Consider the following 16,565-nt stretch of genomic DNA (forward strand, 5'->3'; position numbering starts at 1 on the left):
GCCCGGCCCCTCCCCCGACAACGCCGGCCTCCGCACCCGGTGAACGACAGGCAAAGGATGCGGTCACCCACATCGGCGTCAAACCGGCGAAAAGGTCGCCGGCCAAGTTGGTTTCGCGGCGCGGTTGGCGACGTTGGCTACATAAGTTGACGCGCATCAACGCGGGCCTGTCGCGCGACGAGAAATATGAGCTCGACCTGCATCGGCGAATATGCCGCAGTCCCCGTGGCTCTCATCGGATCGCGATGCTCGGACTCAAAGGCGGTGTTGGCAAGACGACCATTACAGTCGCCTTGGGTTCGGTGTTGGCGCAGGTGCGAAGCGATCGAATCCTGGCATTTGACGCGGACGCCGACTCGGGAAACCTCGCGGATCGGGTGGGGCGCCGTTCATCCGCGACCATCGCCGATCTGCTTGCAGCCAAAGAGGTTTCGCACTACAACGACGTCCGCGCGCACACAATCACCAACGCGGTCAACCTCGAGGTGCTCGCGGCAGCCGAATACAGCACGGCGCCGCGCGCCTTCAGTGAAGCCGATTGGCGCTACGCGGCGGATGCGGTGTCGAAGTTCTACAACATCGTGTTGGCCGACTGCGGGCCCGGCTTGTTCGACCCGGTGACGCACGGCGTGCTCTCGACGGTATCCGCGATCGTGATCGTCACCAGCGCATCGATCGACGGCGCCCGGCAGGCCGCGGTCGCGATCGATTGGTTACGCAATAACGGCCACCAGGAATTGCTGAGCCGCGCATGCGTAGTGATCAACCATGTCGGGCCGGGAGAGCCCAACGTCGCCATCACCGATTTGATGCGGCAATTCGGCGAGCACGTTCGGTCGGACCGGGTTGTGGTGCTGCCGTGGGACAGCCACATCGCGGCCGGAACCGAGATTGAAATCGACCGGCTCGACCCGGTCTACAAGCGTAGGATTACCGAACTGGCTGCAGCACTGTCCGACGATTTCGACAGGGGTGAACGTCGTTGAGCGCGCCCACCACGAAGGCCGCCGCGGCCGCGAGTGCCGCGACTGCGGGGACCGCGGGGCCGGCTCCCGCCAAGCCCGCGACCACCCGGGTGACAATCCTTATCGGCAGGCGGATGACCGATGTCGTGCTGCCGTCATCGGCACCGATCGAAGCCTATATCGACGACACCGTCGCGGTGCTGGCGGAACTCCTCGAAGACACTCCGGCCGATGTCTTGGCGGGCTTTGACTTTGCCGCCCAGGGCGCGTGGACCTTCGCCCGGCCCGGGGCCCCGCCGCTGCAACCCGATAAGTCCCTCGACGACGCCGTCGTCGTCGACGGGTCACTGCTGACTCTGGTGTCGGTGAGCCGTACGGAGCGGTACCGGCCGCTCGTAGAGGACGTCATCGACGCGATCGCCGTGCTCGACGAGTCGCCGGAGTTCGACCGGCCGGCCCTGAATCGCTTTCTCGCAGTGGCGATTCCTCTCGTAAGCTTGGCGCTCACCGCCATCGCGGCGATGGCATGGTGGAACACCGGTCGCCACCTGTGGTGGCCGCTGGGATTGGGCATCGCGGGACTCGTTGCGCTGGTGGGCAGTTGGGCCGCCAAGAGGTTCTACCGCAGCCCGGGTCTTGCGGAGAGCCTGCTGGCGACGGCGGCGCCGCTAGTCACCGTCGCAGTAGCGCTGGCCATTCCGCGGCCGCGCGGAGTCGAGTCGTTGGGGGCACCGCAGCTCGCCGGCGCCGCCGCGGTCGTACTCTTCCTAGTGCTACTCACCCGGGGCGGCCCCCGTCGACGTTCCGAGCTCGCGTCGTTCGTCGCGGTCACCGCGAGTGCGGTCACCGCCGCCGCGGTCGCCTTCGGTTATGGCTGGCAGCATTGGGTTCCGGCCGGAGCCATCGTGTTTGGGCTCTTTACGGTGACCAATGCGGCCAAGCTGACCGTCGCCGTCGCACGGATCGCCCTGCCGCCGATTCCGGCGCCCGGCGAGGCCGTGGAATACGAGGAATTGCTCGAACCCGTTGCGGGGCAAGAGGTCCCTGTGGAGAAGGAAGCGCGGACCTGGCAGGCGGTCATCGCTTCGGTGCCCGAGTCCGCCGTGCGGCTCACCGAGCGCAGCGAGTTGGCCAAGCGCCTGCTGATCGGGATCGTGACGGCGGGTGCGCTCGTTCTGGCGGCCGGCGTCATTGCGATCGTCGTGCGCGGACACTTCTTCGTGCACAGCCTGGTGGTCGCGGGCCTGGTCACGGCGGCGTGCGGGTTCAGGTCGCGACTCTACGCGGAGCGCTGGTGCGCGTGGGCATTGCTAGCGGCGACTGTGGCCATTCCGATCGGAGTGATGGCCCGGTTGAGCGTCTGGTATCCACACAGCGCGTGGCTGTTACTGACGATCTTCGCGACGACAGGCCTGGTTGCGGTCGCGGTGGTGGCGGCGACGGTCGGGGTTCGTCGTATTTCGCCGGTGATGAAACGAGTTCTCGAATTGGTCGACGGTTTACTGGTCGCGGCGATCCTGCCAATGCTGTTGTGGGTCACCGGCGTCTACGACATCGTCCGCAATATTCAATTCTGAGCCGTCCGAGGAAAATTGCCGCAGTTCGGGTGGCGCGACGTTGGGTAAGATTTTGTAATCGGATACGCGCAAAGGAGATCGGCTGGTGATTGAACCATTAGTCGTTGACCCTTCCCGTCTGGAGGCTGCGGGAAACGCGTTGCGGGACCTCGTGTTTCCCGTGCCACCAGCGCCAATCGCAGCCGGGGGAACCGATTCCGTGTCCGCGGCGATCAATGAGACCTTGCCGATCATCGAATCGCCGGTGACCGACGGATTGCCGGCGGTCCAGGCCGCTCTCAAGAAGACGGGTTCGAGCATCGCCGCCGCGGCGGCAATCTACGCGGACACCGATAGCAGGCTGGGCGATCACCTAACCCGGGTCGAATTCCTCGCCGCCGGCGAGAAGCCCGAGAGTGCCCCACCCGACACACCGGAAGACGGCAAGAAGCCGAGCCCGCCCAAGCCCGCTCCGCAGCCCGGCACGCCGATGCCGCAACTCGGTCAACTGGCCGGCGCGGCGGGCTCGTTGGGATCCGTAATGCAGGGCATGCAGGGGGCCATGGGAAGCATGGCGGGCGGGGGCCCCAAGCCGGCGCAACTCGCGGACAGCAACAAGAAGGACCCGTCCTCCGACGACGAGAAGGATCAGCCCAGGCCGGACGCCGAAGGTGCGGCACCGGGCGCCGAGGCCTCGCAGAACGCTCCCGTCGAGGCACCCACATCGGGCCAACCGCACGCGGCGCCGTCGGAGATCACTCTCTGATCGGTCGACTCACTTCGCGTCGGCCAGCGCCGCGTTGAGCAGCCCCGTGAGGTGTGTCCAATACATCCAATCGGCGATCGCGGACCGCTGCCCCTGGGGATCGACCGCCGTATGCGCCTGCGCGAGGGCGACCCCTTGCGCGTGCTCAGCGTACGTATGGAACGCCCGCAGGTGTGCGGCCTGCCGACCGGGCGAGCGGCTGGCGAGGGGCTTCATCACGTCGAACCACAACATGTGGCGTCGGTCGGCAGGTTCGCCGGTGTCGTCGGGCGGCGTCGGCGCCTGCGCGAGCATCTCCTTCAGGCTGGTCTTCCCGTCGGCCCCAGACGGCATGCCGCCCGCCGGTGCCGGCGGTAAGAGACTGGTCAAACGGACATCGGTGGTCGCCGCCAGCCGTTGCGCAGACTCCGGGTCCACCACTTCCAGCCGGGGTCGGCCCTCCATCTCGCCGCTTTCCGGGATGTCATCCGGTTTCAGCACAATCTTGGCCACGCCGGCATCGGAATTGGCCAGCTGCTCTTCGGTCGCGATTACCGCACGCAGCTTGGCATCGTGATGCGCAGCCCAGCCCTGCACCGCCATCACCGGGTAGGTGGCCCACTGCGCCCTCTCGGCGACCGGAATCGTGTCATCGGCGCTGGCCAGCTCCACCGGTTCCGGTAGCTGCACGCCGTCGGGGATGTACGCCAGCCCAAAGCTGTTCGCCACGACGATCGCGCCGTCGGTGGTTACCGCGGTCACCCAGAAGAACCCCAGGTCGCGGCCACCGGGCATGCCGGGCGCGTTGAGCGCCGCCGCGATGCGCCGCGCCATTCGCACGGGATCCGACCCACCACTCCGGCGGCGCTCCGCGTCGGCGGTGGCGGCCTCGGCGATGGCGTCGCGTTCGGCGCGCGCCGCCGAGACCGGGATGATCGGCGCCATCGCCACGGCATCCGAGGACCGCGTGTGTTCCGTCGGTGACGAGTCGGGGGCGGGGGCGCTGTGGGACGCCGGTCGGGCCGCCGTTCGGTTGCCGGCTGCCGCGGGCCGTGTCGTAGCGGAAGTGCTCGGCGGCTTTTGTCCGGTAGCGGACCCGGCGCTCGGAGCGGCGCCGCCGGCGCGCGACCCGCCCGACGCCATCGGCCCGGCCGGCATACCAGTCGCTGCGCCGGGCGCTGCCGCGGACGACTCCTCCGGTCGAGTGGCCACCGACGGCGAAGCCAGCGACGCCGGAGCCATGCCTTTGCCGCGCCCGCCCGCAACGAGCGGTTCCGCCGACGCCGCCGGACTCAGCGGAGCCGACCGTCCGGGTGGGCCTCCCGGTGCACCGCCCGGGCCGCCCGGCACCGTGGGACCGGCACCGCCAGGCGTAGGGGCGGACGGCACGGGCGGGTGTCCGGGAAGTGGAGGCACGCCCGGTGTGGGCCCCGCGCCGCCGCCCGGCGTCGGCATCCCGGGCGGCGACAGCGGAGGCATGGCCGGCGCCGGCGCGGGTTGCGCGGGGCTGGGCCGCGGACGTTCTTCCTCGATCGGGGCTTCCCGATCCGGCGGGGTCGTGTCGGGAAGTGTGACCGGGGGTGGCATTTTCTGGTCGAGCAGATCCTTGAGTGCATTGTTTGGCGGCTTCCAGGTTTTGCTCGCCAAAATTTGCTCGGCTGTGCCGGTGATCAGGCCGAGGTTCGCAACGTAGGCATCGCTCACCACCGTATTGATGGCGGCCGTCCGCTCGTCGGCGTCCAGGGTGGCGTCATTCTCGAGGGCGATGATTTCCGTTTGGGCGATCTCGACGTTGTCGCTGATGTCAGACTTCGCTTGCGTGATCGACCCTGCGACATACCTGTGCCAGCTGATCACGGTGGCGAGACCGCTTTGCAGCCTTGACAACTCGTCGATGTTGGTTGCGAGCTCGCTGTTGGCGGCCGCGGCGGCACCGCCTGACCAGGTGCCACCGTCGAAAATTTCACTCTGCTCGTGCTGGCAGGTCTCCAGCACCTCGGTGACCCGCCGCAGCACCTCCGTGTACTGCTGGGCGCGGTCGTGGTAGGTGTCCTCATCCACCTCCGGCCAACCGTCCGGGGCGAGCATCTGTTCGGCGTACGCACCCATTGGCTTCGCGATGCTCATTGCCTACGTCCTCCCCGAGTCGGACAGGACGTCGGCCGTCGCAGGGTGCCGGACATCATGGTTAATAAGCGTAATCGAGGTCGAAGCGGGGTAACTGCGGCAATTTAGCGCTCCCCACAGGCACCAAATCGTTTGCGGCCCCGGCTTTTCGCTCAGGCCAGGCCGAATGTTTCTTTGAGCGAGCCCGCGATTCCGGCGGCCAACTCGATGAGCTGCTCGTGCTCGGCGTCGATAGCAGACGTCGCCGCGGCCCGCGCGTTGCTCAGCGCCTCGTTTACCCGTTGCTCGACCGTTTCGGCGCCGAGCCGCAGCAGCCCGTCTTCGATGTGGACGCCGGTGACGCAGAGCCGTGCGTTGACGGTCACCTCGACGGTCTCGGATTCATCTGTGGCGGTGAATGATTCGGTGTTTGTCCGGTGCTGCTGGTCCTCCAGGGCAGATTGAAATCGCTGTGCCTGGCGCAGCGCCTCTGCCACCTGCGGGTGCATCTCGATGGTCATGTGAAGTCCTTACTTGTCGGAGGCCGTCTTGCGTGGGCGGTTCCCGATGACGCCCTCAGTCCATGGCCGCTCCTCGGTGTAGAGCGACTCGTCTTCGGATTCCATGCGTTTGCCCTTGCCCTGGTTCTGGCCCTGGCCGGGTGCCATCGGAGCCATACCGCCCATGCCACCACCCATTGCGCCGCCACCGCCCGGCATCGCGCGGCCCGGGCCCGCGCCTCCCGGGGCCGCACCGGCCGGCCGCGGCGCGGCTTCGGCGTCCGCCGCTGGTTCCAACGGCACCGACGGCATGCCCGCCCCGCCACCGCCTCCCAATGACGCCGGTTTCATCCCCGCGCCCTTCGGCAGGCCCGGTTTGCCCTTCAACGCGTCTTTCATTGCGTCCATGGCCGCCTGGTCCGGTTTTTGCCCCATGCCGGGCGGCAACGTGGGCATCATGGGCGGAGCTCCGATTCCCCCGTCGTCGCCGGGCAGGCCGTCAAGCCCGTCGCCAGGAATCGTGCCGTCGTCGCCGCCAGGCGCGTTGGGGTCGGGCGGCGGGTCGATGCGGTATCCACTCTTAATTGGCGGCGGCTTCACTGCCCTTAGGGGCAGAGAGGCACTGCGCCGATAGGTTTCCAAAACCTCGTCCGACTTTTGCTGGTAGTCCTGGTAATTCCAGAGATAACGCCATTCGTTCTGTCGTCCCCACTCGGGGTTCTCCTGGCAATATCTATACAATTCGTCGTTGACCCAGACCTCGTAGGAGGTCGGGTGTTCCACGATTGCCGTGCGGTGCGCCGAAATGATCCCACCGGCCTGCAGGACGAGCGTCGAGCATGTCTCGACAAACGACGCTACCCAGGCTTCCTGTTCCGCAAAGCTGGCCTCGACGGCCACTTTCGCCTCCCCCTCCCACTGCTCAAACGGCTCGAACAAGCGAGTGGTGTTGGCCTGCAACACGTTTAGGAACGAGTCCCAGCCCTCCCTGAACGCCTTGAGTGTCGCGGACTGGTCGGGGGCCTCGATGTCCGTCGCTGCCTGCCTGACCTCGTAGTAGGGGTATTCGAACTCCGGTGAGTCCGCCGTCGCCGATACCGCGTCGTCGCCCCGGTCCTCGCCCGAGGCGCTGTCGAGCATCGCCAGATCGTCCGCGGTTCCAGCCGTCGCCGCCGAGACCGAAGATTCTGCATTAATGGCGTCTGCAGCTCCCTCGTCGACTTCCTCATAGGCTTTGGCCGCATTCCGGAGCGATTGCGCCAGGGTTCGCAGTTCCCGTTCGAAACGTTGGAGCCCCCGCCGCAACGCGTCGGCCGAAAGCCCCAGTTGTCCGGCAGCATTAACGACGAAAGAAAGCGCACACGGCGGCTGCGGATTGTCGAGTGGCGGCTGAGGTAGCGGCACCTCGAGTTCGGCTGCCCTGGCCAGCAGTTCGTCTCTCTCAACGTTCAGCGTCTGCGTCATAGCAGATCAACCTGTAACGGCGGGGATGGCGCGGCCGTCATCAGCAATAAGCGGTGCAATTCCCGACCACCCCTTTCTATTGCCGGGCCACGCGGGCGGTGCAGCGGAGCGCTATCGAGTGCTATCGTAAGCCGCCAATCAGGGGGCAGCGCGCACCAATTTAAACCTGATCTCCGCGCGACAAAACCGTGAGCGTCATCCGCTCTCGGGTACCTCAAACAGGGCGCAATAACTCCGCTGACCTGCCGACTTGAATTGCCGATATAACTTGAATCTGACTTCGCCCCCGCGCAGCCGAGTGAGGAACTGCAGCAGGCCATCGAAGAGGTCGTTGTATTGCTCTTCGAGGACTGCAAGGCGGGGCCCAGCGTCCGACGCGCTGTCCGTATGCAGGATCCGTAGCGCGAGTACAGAAAGCCGATCGACGACCGTGCCGGGCGTTTCGGTGTGTAGTGGCGCACGTGGGTTCTGGCTCGGCTCGAAGGCATCCAAAAGCGCCGCGTCGATGTCCTCGATGGCCGCGTTGCGGCGGTCGTTGAGATCGTCGATGGCCCGCTTGTTACGAGCCACTTCACGGTCGCCCGCGCCGGTGCGGCGGGCGGCGTCTTCGTGATGCCACAATCCGAAGTTCATCGCGTGCAGATGCAGCGCCTTTTCCACGATGCCGCCGGCGGCCCCATCGGCGGTGGGCTGTTCGCCATGCCATGACCGGGCAACGGCATAGAACTGGCGTACCGCCGACAGGAGGTCTTTTGTCGTCGAATCGCTGGGCATACCAGCGTGCGTGCCGGCCCCCATCACGTAACTCGGCAGGATCCGCACCCCACATTCCGACTGTCGCTTAGACATGGTGTCCCACAAGGTCTTCCATCGCGCCGACCACCTCTTCCACGGTTATGTCCGCCATCGTTCTCTGATCGACGTGCCGGTGGGGGCCGAATCTGAATCCCCAGGTGCCAGACCGCGTGGGTCCGAAAAGCCCAACGCCCGGCACCCGCGCCAGATCGGCGGCGTGCAGCATGCAGGAATCGATCCCGACGAATAGATCGGCCGTCGCGACCAAGCCCATCGTCAGGTCAAGCGGTAACCCGAGGTAGGGAATTACACGTTCGCGCTCACGCCCGACGTTGAGCTCCTCATGCCCCATCCCGACAACCCAGGCCACGAAGTCGCGGTGACGCGACAGAAAGCGGTCCAGCAGGCCGATGAACCTGGTGACGGGCCACCTCTTGTCGGCCCAATCGGTATCGGCGTGCACGACGAGCACTTTGACTCCGTCGGGCACGGCGGCACGAATTGATCGGGCCTTCTCCTGTACGGATGCTGGAATGGACACCGGTTGGGCGTAGGTTTCGATTCGGACGGAAGGATCGAACAGCTGCGCCAGTTTGAACATCAGCTCGGCCGAGTGACACGCGTCTTTTGGGACTACGACGTCATATTTCTCGAAGTCGTTTTTGAAGCCGATGGTGGTCATCGGAGCAAGTCGTTGGCGAAGGGACCGAACGCTGTTCGATCGCATGTTGAACGACACGGTGTTGATCAGGACATCGACCTCGCCGATCTGCTCAACCAAGGTTTCGCAATCGATTCCTTCCGGTGCGCCCGGGAACGGTAATCCCTCCGGGTAGAAGCGGGTGGTATCGACGTAGTGAGGACTTACCTCGTGAAAGCTCAGATCGAAGGCGATCTTGGGACAAAGCAGTGTCAAAGGGGCGCTGAACATTTCGCCCAAGGCTCGCAATGTCGGCAGGGTCAGGAGCGAGTCGCCGATTTTGGCGGCGAAATAGACGGCAGGCCTACGCGCGTGCAGTAAATCGCGTAACGCGCCGTCCTCTGTGCGCGTCGAGTCCTCGCCCCGGTGGACTGCAATTTCACTCAACCTGACCATCCTTTAGCCAGAGCCTAGACCCGGTCCATACTCCTGGATTGGATAAAGCGTAATCGACGTTAAGGCAGGCCAATCGCGGCAAAATTGGCGACGAAGGATGCGGTCGTCGCCGTCGAGGATCGGGTGCTCGTCAGGACGCGGTTTTGCCTGCCGCGGGCAATGCCTGCTGGTAGCGGCTCTCCTCGGGTGGAGAGATCGGCCGGATCGGGAGCTGGCGGTGCCGAGGAGTGCTGATCACGTTGTGCCGCAGCGTTACCCGGTCGACCCCGGGGTGCCGGCCGAGATGGGTCGTCGCCTTCGGCCACGCCACCTTCGCCTCCGGCCCGGTGTGTGCGCCGATCAGCTCGGCGAATTCCGCGAAATGCGGGCCCAGCGTGACGGTCCCCCCCGCGGCCGCCGCTCGCAGCGCGAACTGGGTGAATACCCGGGCGTCACCCAGGTTGACATTCGCGTCGACGTCGTCGAACGGCATGTAGACCGGGTAACCGTTGGCTGTCTCACCGACCAGCACGCCGGCTGATCCGATCGGCAGCTGATAGTGACGATCAGGAACGAGGATTTGGGCTTGCAATGCGGCCCGCTGGCCACCGGACACCCGGCAAAACCCGCGCAGCCGCTTCGGCTTCTCGCCGGTGGTGAGCAGCACGGTGGACTGGGGTGCGGTCCCGGGCGCGACACGCACCCTGGTGATGGTGTGGTCGGCAGGTGTCGACCACCACACGTCCGGACCGCCGGCCGCGGTGTAGGCGACGGTGAAACTGTTGCGTCCCTTGATCATCGACCACTTTTCCCGCTCGAAGTCGATTTCTATCGCGCGATCGAAGTCGTCGAAGCTGCGCCCACACACTGCGTCGATGCCGTTTCTGGCCAAGTCATCGGCGATCCTCGTCGTCGCCGCGATCAGATAGCGGACCAGTCCCGCGGTGCCCGCATCCCGCCGCCGCGCCGACTTTCCGGTGCGGCGTGGGTCGGCGCGGACGATGATCCAGGTACGGCGGTGCGCTGGGGCCGGGTCGGACCCGATGACTCGCTCGTAGAGGCTGACCACCTCCGCCGGCGCGGTGTTGGCGACGCGGTAGCCCGCCGACACGACGTCGGCCTCCAGGTCGGGACAGTGCACCGACAGCATTTGCTCCAGCAGCCGCGTGTCCACCACGTCGTCGGTGTGGGCCTTCCCGTCGACGATGACCGTGGGAGTGAACGGCCGCGGAATGAGTTCGATGACCGCGACCAAGGCCTTGCCCTTCCAGCGCACGGCCACGTGGTCCCCCGGCTGCACGGTGGCGCCCACGACGGGCTCCGATGGGGAATCGAGTGGCCTGCGGCGTCGCACCAGCCAGGCGCATGCCGCTGCCACCCACCCCGCCAGCCGGCGACCGCGGAAGGTGACCGTCGCCAGGATCACGGCCGCCGCCACCAGCGCGGGGCCCGCCCATCGATAGGGGGTACGCAAGAAGATTGCGATGCACGCCGGAGCCAGCACCGCCAGCCACAACGCGTAGCCGCTGCTGAACTGTAGACGTAGGGATCTCATGTTCGTCAGCGCCGTCGCAGAGCTCGCCCAGTCAGCACGGCCAATCCCAGCGCCAGGATTATGCCCGCGACTCCGAGCGTCACGGCCGTGATGGGCCCGTGGTCGGGGCCCGGCACCGGCGCCGGGGGTTGGAGTTGTTTCACCGGGAACGGGGTCGCGGCGGGCCCGCCCGGAACGTCCCACGTGAGCGCCGCGACCGCATCGATGATGCCCGCGCCCACTGCATCGTCGACGCCGCCGCCGGGATGCCGCGCGGTGGCCGTGATCCGGTTGATGATCTGGGCGGGCGGCAGGTCAGGGAACTTCTGCCGGAGCAGCGCCGCCAGACCGGAGACATAAGCCGCGGCGAACGACGTCCCAGCGATTGCGACCGGACCGTCCTTGCCCGGCAACGCGTCCACCGGCTCGCCCTCGGCGCCGAGCGCGATGACGTTTTCCGCGGGCGCCGCCGCGCCCACCCATGGACCATGCATCGAGAAAGCGCTCGGCGCCCCGTTCTGGCCAACGCCTCCGACGGCCAGCACCAACGGCGAATACCACGCCGGCGTGACGATCGTCTGCACCTGCTGCCAGCCCCGGGGATCCGCGGGTATTGCGGGGTCGGGCGGCGGGTTTTGCCCGCAGTCGCCACCGGAGTTGCCGGCGGCCGCGACGATCACAACGTTCTTCACGTTGACCGCGTAGTTGAGCGCCGCCCCCAGCGTCGACTCGTCGACCGGCTTTCGCACCTTGAAACAGGCCGCTTCGCTGATGTTGATGACGTTCGCGCCAAGATTGGCGGCGTGCACCACCGCGCGCGCCAGGCTGCGGACGGACCCCGCCGCGGGTGAGGCGTTGGGGTCGTTTTGGTCGCCCTGCCTGTCCTTCGGCTCAAAGGCCTCCGACGTCTGGCGCAACGAGATCAACCGCGCATCGGGCGCGACGCCAACGAAGCCATCGGTGACGGCGGGACGGCCGGCGATGATCGCTGCGACGAGGGTCCCGTGCGCATCGCAGTCGGCGAGCCCGTTGCCGTCCGGAACGACGAAATCGCCGCCCGCCTCCGCCGGAACCCGCGGTGAAGGGTCTACGCCAGTGTCGATGAGGGCGACCGTTACGCCGGCCCCGGTCGCGAACTTCTGCGCGGCGCCGACGTCAAGATAGGTGTTGGCCCATGGCGGGTCGTGGAAGTTGGTGCCCGGCACCGTCAACGGCGCCCTGCACACACGGCGCTGCTCAAGGGGCTGGTCTGGCCCGGTTGCGTCCGGCGGCACCGCGGCCGCATCGATCGATGGCGGGGCGACCGCGAATGCGGGTGGCGTGCTGAGCCACACGAGCATCAGCGCGATCGTCACCGGCAAGACATGGCGCACCCTCGGCTACTCCCTTCAATTGCTCGAGGGCAATTTTCGCGCACTTTTCCCCCACGCGTATACAAAAGTTTGAAGTACGCCGAGAAGCCGTCTTTGGGCCGTCGTTCAAAGCGCTATCGGCACATGCTTTTCCGCGCACGCGTCCTTGACCGCGGCGATTATGTCCTGGGTGCGAATCGACTGTAGGTCTTCGACGGTTACCGACCCCTTGTCGGTGCGGTGCTGCGCGGCCACCCGCGAGTCCCGCAGCCGTTCGGCGCGTTCGACCACGTTTCGCGCGAATCGGCCGTTCTGCATCAGGTCGATGCCGTGCTCCCCGTTGGGTGCGTGGTACGCGCGCAACGTCAGGCAGGCCGCCTTCAGCGCTTCGCCGGCGGCGGGCTCGAGCACGGTGGCGCGCGGCTTGCCGTAGCGCACCGCGATTTCCACTAGCTCGTCGGGCGTGTACGACTCGAAGCGCAGTTTGCGGTTGAACCGCCCCGCCAGACCCGGGTTGACAGTGAGGAATTCGTCGACTTCCCGCTCGTATCCCGCGCCGATGAAGCAGAAGTCGAACCGGTGCACCTCGAGCGCGACCAACAGTTGGTTGACCGCCTCCATGCCGATCATGTCCGGCCGGCCGTCCTGGTGGCGCTCTACCAACGAATAGAACTCGTCCATGAACAGGATGCGTCCCAGCGAGCGGCTGATCAGTTCGTTGGTCTTAGGGCCCGAGGCGCCGATGTGTTCCCCGCAGAAGTCGGCACGCTTGACCTCGATGATCTCGGGATGACGCACGATGCCGAGGCCGGCGTAGATCTTCCCCAGCGCCTCGGCGGTGGTGGTCTTACCGGTGCCGGGCGGGCCCACCAGCAGCATGTGGTTGGTTTGATTGGCCACCGGCAGTCCGGCCGCCAGGCGCAGCGCGCGGACCTCGATCTGGTCCTCCAGTTCGGCGACCGCGCGCTTGACTTCGGCCAATCCGACTTGGTTGTCGAGCAGCGCGCGCCCCTCCTGCAGGAGCTCGCTCCGCCGCTCTTGGTGTTCGGACTCCTGACGTTGCTGCTCCGACAGCTCGGTGGTCACGTCCCACTTGTTCGACCGGCTGCTGATGGCATCCTCGTCGGTGATCACCAGCTGCAGTGCGGGATCGGCTAGGGCCTGCTTGGCCGGCTCGATCAGCGCACCGTTGATCGTCGCCTTCGACAGCCAGATCTGCGCCTTGTTCTCCTCGCCGAGCTGGCGATGCGCCATGCCCCGTACGTAGGCGAGATCGGCGGCGATCAGCGGGAAATCGTTGGGATCTATTGCGGCGAGGGTGGTTTCGAGATTGTGACGACGCGACTCGGTCGGGCCGCCGTATCCGGAGCGCAGTTCGACGCGATCGGTCCATTCCAGCGCGACGCGCCCCTGCCCGAGGTGGGCCGCGGCGTGGGCGGCCAGGGTGCAGGTCGCCGCCGTGACTGCCGACATGATGATGGCCTGGGGCGGCAGGACGGCGGCCGCCACCGAGATCACGTCGGGCCAGCGTTGGGTGGCGAACATCAGGTAGGCCTCGATGTACTGGCGCCACTGGTGGTTCTCCCAAGTGTCCAGCAGCGACGAATCCTTAAGTAGCGCTTCGGCTTTCTCATACTGGCGGTCGTCGATGAGTGCGCTGGCCAGTGCCAGGCCCGCGTGGGAGGCCTCGGTCACCGAAATCGAGAGATACGGCCCGGCCTTGATCGGCGCCGACAAGCGTGCGCCGAGGCGGTTGGTCTCTCGGTGCAGGCGGGCGCCATAGGTGTAGAGCTGTTGCACGGTCGGCAGCGACTCGTCCCCGGCGGCGATCCGGCCCAGCCAGGCGTCGGCCATCGACGGATCGATCTCCGTCGCCTCCCGAAACCGCGCCGCGGCGCCAGCGGCGTCGGTGTCGAGCAACGTCATCGCCTGATCGAACATCTTGCGCGCGGCAGCGGGTGTGGTGCTGCTGGTCATTGTGTATCCACCGCTTCGAGCTCAGAGCTTCGCAAAACCGTCGGTTCCGACGATACGTAACGGTTTTCGGCGCGGAACAACTCCACCTCCACCGTGTACACCTGTCCATCGGTCCGCACTTCCACCGTCGCCGGGCCGACCTGCGTGATCAGCACGTTGGCCGTGCCCCGGTACGGCTCGCCCGGTTCGCCGACGGAGATCAGCGTGTTCGGGCGCGGGGCGGGTGTCAGCGTGCCGTCCACGACGCTGACCGTCGTGCCGGAGACCGGCTTCGACTGATCGCTCACCGCGATGTCGGGCATCCGAACCGTGGCCCACCGCTGCATGTTTCGGGTGTGCACCGTGATCCGCTCGCCGGCTCCGGCCATTCGGATCACGAACCGCTTGGCCAACGCATCCTCGGCGGCAATGTGCACGCGGCTGAACTCCCCCGCGTCGTCCAACGGCAGCAGCATCCGGTTTCCGCCGGCGACCTTGCCGAGCAGCACACCCGACGGCCCGATCGGGACCCGCAACGGGCTGCGCAGCGTCCCCCGGCGGATGCCGCGCAGCGTCGGTAGCGGCCCACACAGATTGGCGGCGATGGCATGCGCCTGCTGCCCGGGCAGCGTCCGCAGCATCGTGCTCAGTGGGGCGGTCGGCTGTTGGGCGGTACGCACCGTCACGGTGGCGGTGGCGCTGCCGTCGCCGAAAAGCGTGATGTTCTGGATGATTCCGTCGGCGCGCGCCGACCACACGTGGGCCAGTTTCTCAGCGGTGATGTCGCCCGGCGAATACCAGTACGTCGTCAACCAGCCGCTGTCACCGCGAACAGATCGCCAGCGCCGGTTGGACACCTCCAGGGCAGACCGGCCCAACCGCCGCTCCATCTCGACGATGTCGGTGGCCGTCGCAACCTTGGCGCGGATGCCCTGTTGGCGCATCGCCGCACTGATCCGCTGCGCCGCCGCCAGCGTCGCGGTGCCCACCGAGGTCCGCTCGCGCAGCGCCTCGACGTTGTCGAGAACCGAAGTCCGCACGATGAGCCAGGTTTCACGCTGACCGGCATAGGGCGGGGTGCCGATCAATGTGTCATACACGCGTGGGTAGTCGCCCGTGCTGCGCCGGCGGGCGCCCGCGCTGACCACGCTGAGCGAACCGATCCTCAGACCGAGGCTCTGGTGCAGCAGCGGCTTCAGATCGGTTATGTCGAAGGCGTTCTCGGTGTACGTCGACGTCGAGCCGGTGAACAAGGTCGGGGTATGCGGCTTCCCGAGCAGCTGGACCGCGGCCACCGCAACGCCGTCCTGGTATCTCACCCCGCCGCCGGCACGGTCGTTGGCGACCGTGAGCGGCTCGGTCCACCTGATCGGCCGCCGCCGCCTCAACCACGAGATCAGCCATGACCACAGGGGCTGACCGCGCCAGCGAACGACGCCGATCGCCGTCCCGATCACCAAACCGCCTGCGGCACCGCCGTATCCGCCCACCGCCCACCCGAGGAGGGCGGTGAGGAAAATGCCGACGATGATCGTCAGCTTCGTCCCGGGTGTCATCTCTCCCGCCGCGCCCGAAAGATCAGCGAGGCCACCGCGATGGCGGCCAGCACGACGCCGGCGAATACCAGTGCCATGTTGCGTGCGCGATGGTCCGGTGGCGGTGGTGGTGGCGCCGGATGGACCAGGCGGCTCTGCGCGGCGGGTGGAAGTCGATCTCCCGCAGGCACATCGAACGTCAGTGCGGCCACCGGATCGACGACGCCGTAGCCGACTTGGTTGTCGACGCCGCGCGGCGGATTGTGCGCAGTCTGCAGAATGCGATTGACGATCTGGTGTGCCGACAGCCCAGGGTATTTCGCGCGCACCAATGCGGCCACACCGCTGACGTAGGCCGCCGAGAAGCTGGTGCCCCAGAACGGCATGTTCTTCTCACCCGGGCGGATCGGCGGGTAGGCGTTCGCCGGTCCGCCGGTCTCCGGGGAGAGTCCCATGATCCCGACGCCGGGCGCCGCGGCGGCGACCCACGGCCCCGCCAGGCTCTTGTTGATCGGCGAGCCCGTGTTGTCCACGGCACCGACCGACAGCACGTAATCGGAGAACCACGACGGCGACGACACGGTCTTGACCTGATGCCAATCACGGGGATCCGACGCGCTGAGCGGATCGAACGACGGGTTTTGCGCGCAGTCGTCTTCACTGTCGTTGCCCGCCGCAGCGACGATCACCGCATCCTTGACGGTGGCGGCATACCACACGGCCGCGCCGATGGCGCCCTGATCCAGCGGATCGGCGGCCGAAACGCATGCCGTGACACTGACATTGATCACCTTCGCGCCCATGTTCGCGGCGTGCACGATGGCACTGGCGAGCGTGGCGATGGTGCCGGCCTTCTTGCGTCCCTCCATGCCGCCCGGGCCGGGGTTGGCGGGTTCGTAGGCCCGCGAAGACTGCCGGATAGCAATGATCACCGCGTGCGGTGCGACGCCGACGATTCCGTCGGGTGCCCCCGGCGGCAGCG

The 16,565-nt window shown here is 66.9% G+C and carries 13 protein-coding genes; 3 read left to right on the forward strand and 10 right to left on the reverse strand.

What is annotated here, in order from left to right; all coding sequences use genetic code 11:
- The 3 genes from A5736_RS17480 to A5736_RS17490 all read left to right on the forward strand — a co-directional run.
- A partial coding sequence (locus tag A5736_RS17480) for a MinD/ParA family protein (protein ID WP_217695760.1) occupies positions 1-986 on the forward strand: 986 nt, incomplete at its 5' end.
- A complete protein-coding gene (eccD, locus tag A5736_RS17485) occupies positions 983-2,542 on the forward strand; it encodes a type VII secretion integral membrane protein EccD (protein ID WP_139333384.1) in 1,560 nt (519 codons plus the stop codon). The genes A5736_RS17480 and eccD, both read left to right, overlap by 4 nt.
- 199 nt (positions 2,543-2,741) lie before the next feature.
- Positions 2,742-3,287 carry a hypothetical protein gene (locus A5736_RS17490; protein ID WP_076247612.1) on the forward strand — a complete coding sequence of 182 codons (546 nt, stop codon included), beginning with the start codon at positions 2,742-2,744 and terminating at the stop codon, positions 3,285-3,287.
- Between the two features lie 9 nt (positions 3,288-3,296).
- Here A5736_RS17490 and A5736_RS17495 read toward each other — a convergent pair whose 3' ends face one another.
- From A5736_RS17495 to mycP (A5736_RS17540), 10 genes are all read right to left on the reverse strand, one after another.
- Positions 3,297-5,393: a hypothetical protein gene (locus A5736_RS17495; RefSeq protein WP_076247613.1), complete on the reverse strand. Its 2,097-nt coding sequence runs from the start codon at positions 5,391-5,393 to the stop codon at positions 3,297-3,299.
- Between the two features lie 152 nt (positions 5,394-5,545).
- Positions 5,546-5,893 carry a YbaB/EbfC family nucleoid-associated protein gene (locus A5736_RS17500; RefSeq protein ID WP_076123883.1) on the reverse strand — a complete coding sequence of 116 codons (348 nt, stop codon included), beginning with the start codon at positions 5,891-5,893 and terminating at the stop codon, positions 5,546-5,548.
- Positions 5,894-5,902: 9 nt separating this feature from the next.
- Positions 5,903-7,336 carry a hypothetical protein gene (locus A5736_RS17505; protein WP_076247615.1) on the reverse strand — a complete coding sequence of 478 codons (1,434 nt, stop codon included), beginning with the start codon at positions 7,334-7,336 and terminating at the stop codon, positions 5,903-5,905.
- A gap of 195 nt (positions 7,337-7,531) precedes the next feature.
- Entirely contained in the window at positions 7,532-8,158 is a 627-nt protein-coding gene (locus tag A5736_RS17510; protein ID WP_175611314.1) for a DUF4254 domain-containing protein, read from the reverse strand.
- 19 nt (positions 8,159-8,177) lie between these two features.
- The gene (locus tag A5736_RS17515; protein WP_076247619.1) at positions 8,178-9,227 is read right to left on the reverse strand and encodes a glycosyltransferase family 9 protein; all 1,050 of its coding nucleotides are present in this window, start codon (positions 9,225-9,227) and stop codon (positions 8,178-8,180) included.
- Positions 9,228-9,357: 130 nt separating this feature from the next.
- Positions 9,358-10,761, reverse strand: coding sequence for a type VII secretion protein EccE (gene eccE / locus A5736_RS17520; RefSeq protein WP_076247621.1), 1,404 nt, complete (start codon positions 10,759-10,761; stop codon positions 9,358-9,360).
- Positions 10,762-10,766: 5 nt separating this feature from the next.
- Positions 10,767-12,080, reverse strand: a complete 1,314-nt coding sequence (gene mycP, locus A5736_RS17525; protein WP_083667523.1) for a type VII secretion-associated serine protease mycosin — start codon at positions 12,078-12,080, stop codon at positions 10,767-10,769.
- 138 nt (positions 12,081-12,218) lie between these two features.
- Positions 12,219-14,069, reverse strand: coding sequence for a type VII secretion AAA-ATPase EccA (gene eccA / locus A5736_RS17530; RefSeq protein ID WP_076247625.1), 1,851 nt, complete (start codon positions 14,067-14,069; stop codon positions 12,219-12,221).
- Positions 14,066-15,604: a type VII secretion protein EccE gene (eccE, locus tag A5736_RS17535; protein ID WP_076247627.1), complete on the reverse strand. Its 1,539-nt coding sequence runs from the start codon at positions 15,602-15,604 to the stop codon at positions 14,066-14,068. The genes eccA and eccE (A5736_RS17535) overlap by 4 nt, the downstream gene beginning before the upstream one ends.
- A partial coding sequence (gene mycP / locus A5736_RS17540) for a type VII secretion-associated serine protease mycosin (protein WP_076247629.1) occupies positions 15,601-16,565 on the reverse strand: 965 nt, incomplete at its 5' end. The genes eccE (A5736_RS17535) and mycP (A5736_RS17540), both read right to left, overlap by 4 nt.

The organism is Mycobacterium sp. SP-6446 (assembly GCF_001954045.1).
In the GTDB taxonomy this organism is placed as follows: domain Bacteria; phylum Actinomycetota; class Actinomycetes; order Mycobacteriales; family Mycobacteriaceae; genus Mycobacterium.

Excerpts from the sequence above, each read along its gene's own strand:
- A5736_RS17495 (WP_076247613.1), bottom strand. The coding sequence starts at position 5,393 with ATGAGCATCGCGAAGCCAATGGGTGCGTACGCCGAACAGATGCTCGCC.
- A5736_RS17500 (WP_076123883.1), bottom strand. The coding sequence starts at position 5,893 with ATGACCATCGAGATGCACCCGCAGGTGGCAGAGGCGCTGCGCCAGGCA.
- A5736_RS17505 (WP_076247615.1), bottom strand. The coding sequence starts at position 7,336 with ATGACGCAGACGCTGAACGTTGAGAGAGACGAACTGCTGGCCAGGGCA.
- A5736_RS17515 (WP_076247619.1), bottom strand. The coding sequence starts at position 9,227 with ATGGTCAGGTTGAGTGAAATTGCAGTCCACCGGGGCGAGGACTCGACG.
- eccE (WP_076247621.1), bottom strand. The coding sequence starts at position 10,761 with ATGAGATCCCTACGTCTACAGTTCAGCAGCGGCTACGCGTTGTGGCTG.
- mycP (WP_083667523.1), bottom strand. The coding sequence starts at position 12,080 with ATGCTCGTGTGGCTCAGCACGCCACCCGCATTCGCGGTCGCCCCGCCA.
- eccA (WP_076247625.1), bottom strand. The coding sequence starts at position 14,069 with ATGACCAGCAGCACCACACCCGCTGCCGCGCGCAAGATGTTCGATCAG.
- eccE (WP_076247627.1), bottom strand. The coding sequence starts at position 15,604 with ATGACACCCGGGACGAAGCTGACGATCATCGTCGGCATTTTCCTCACC.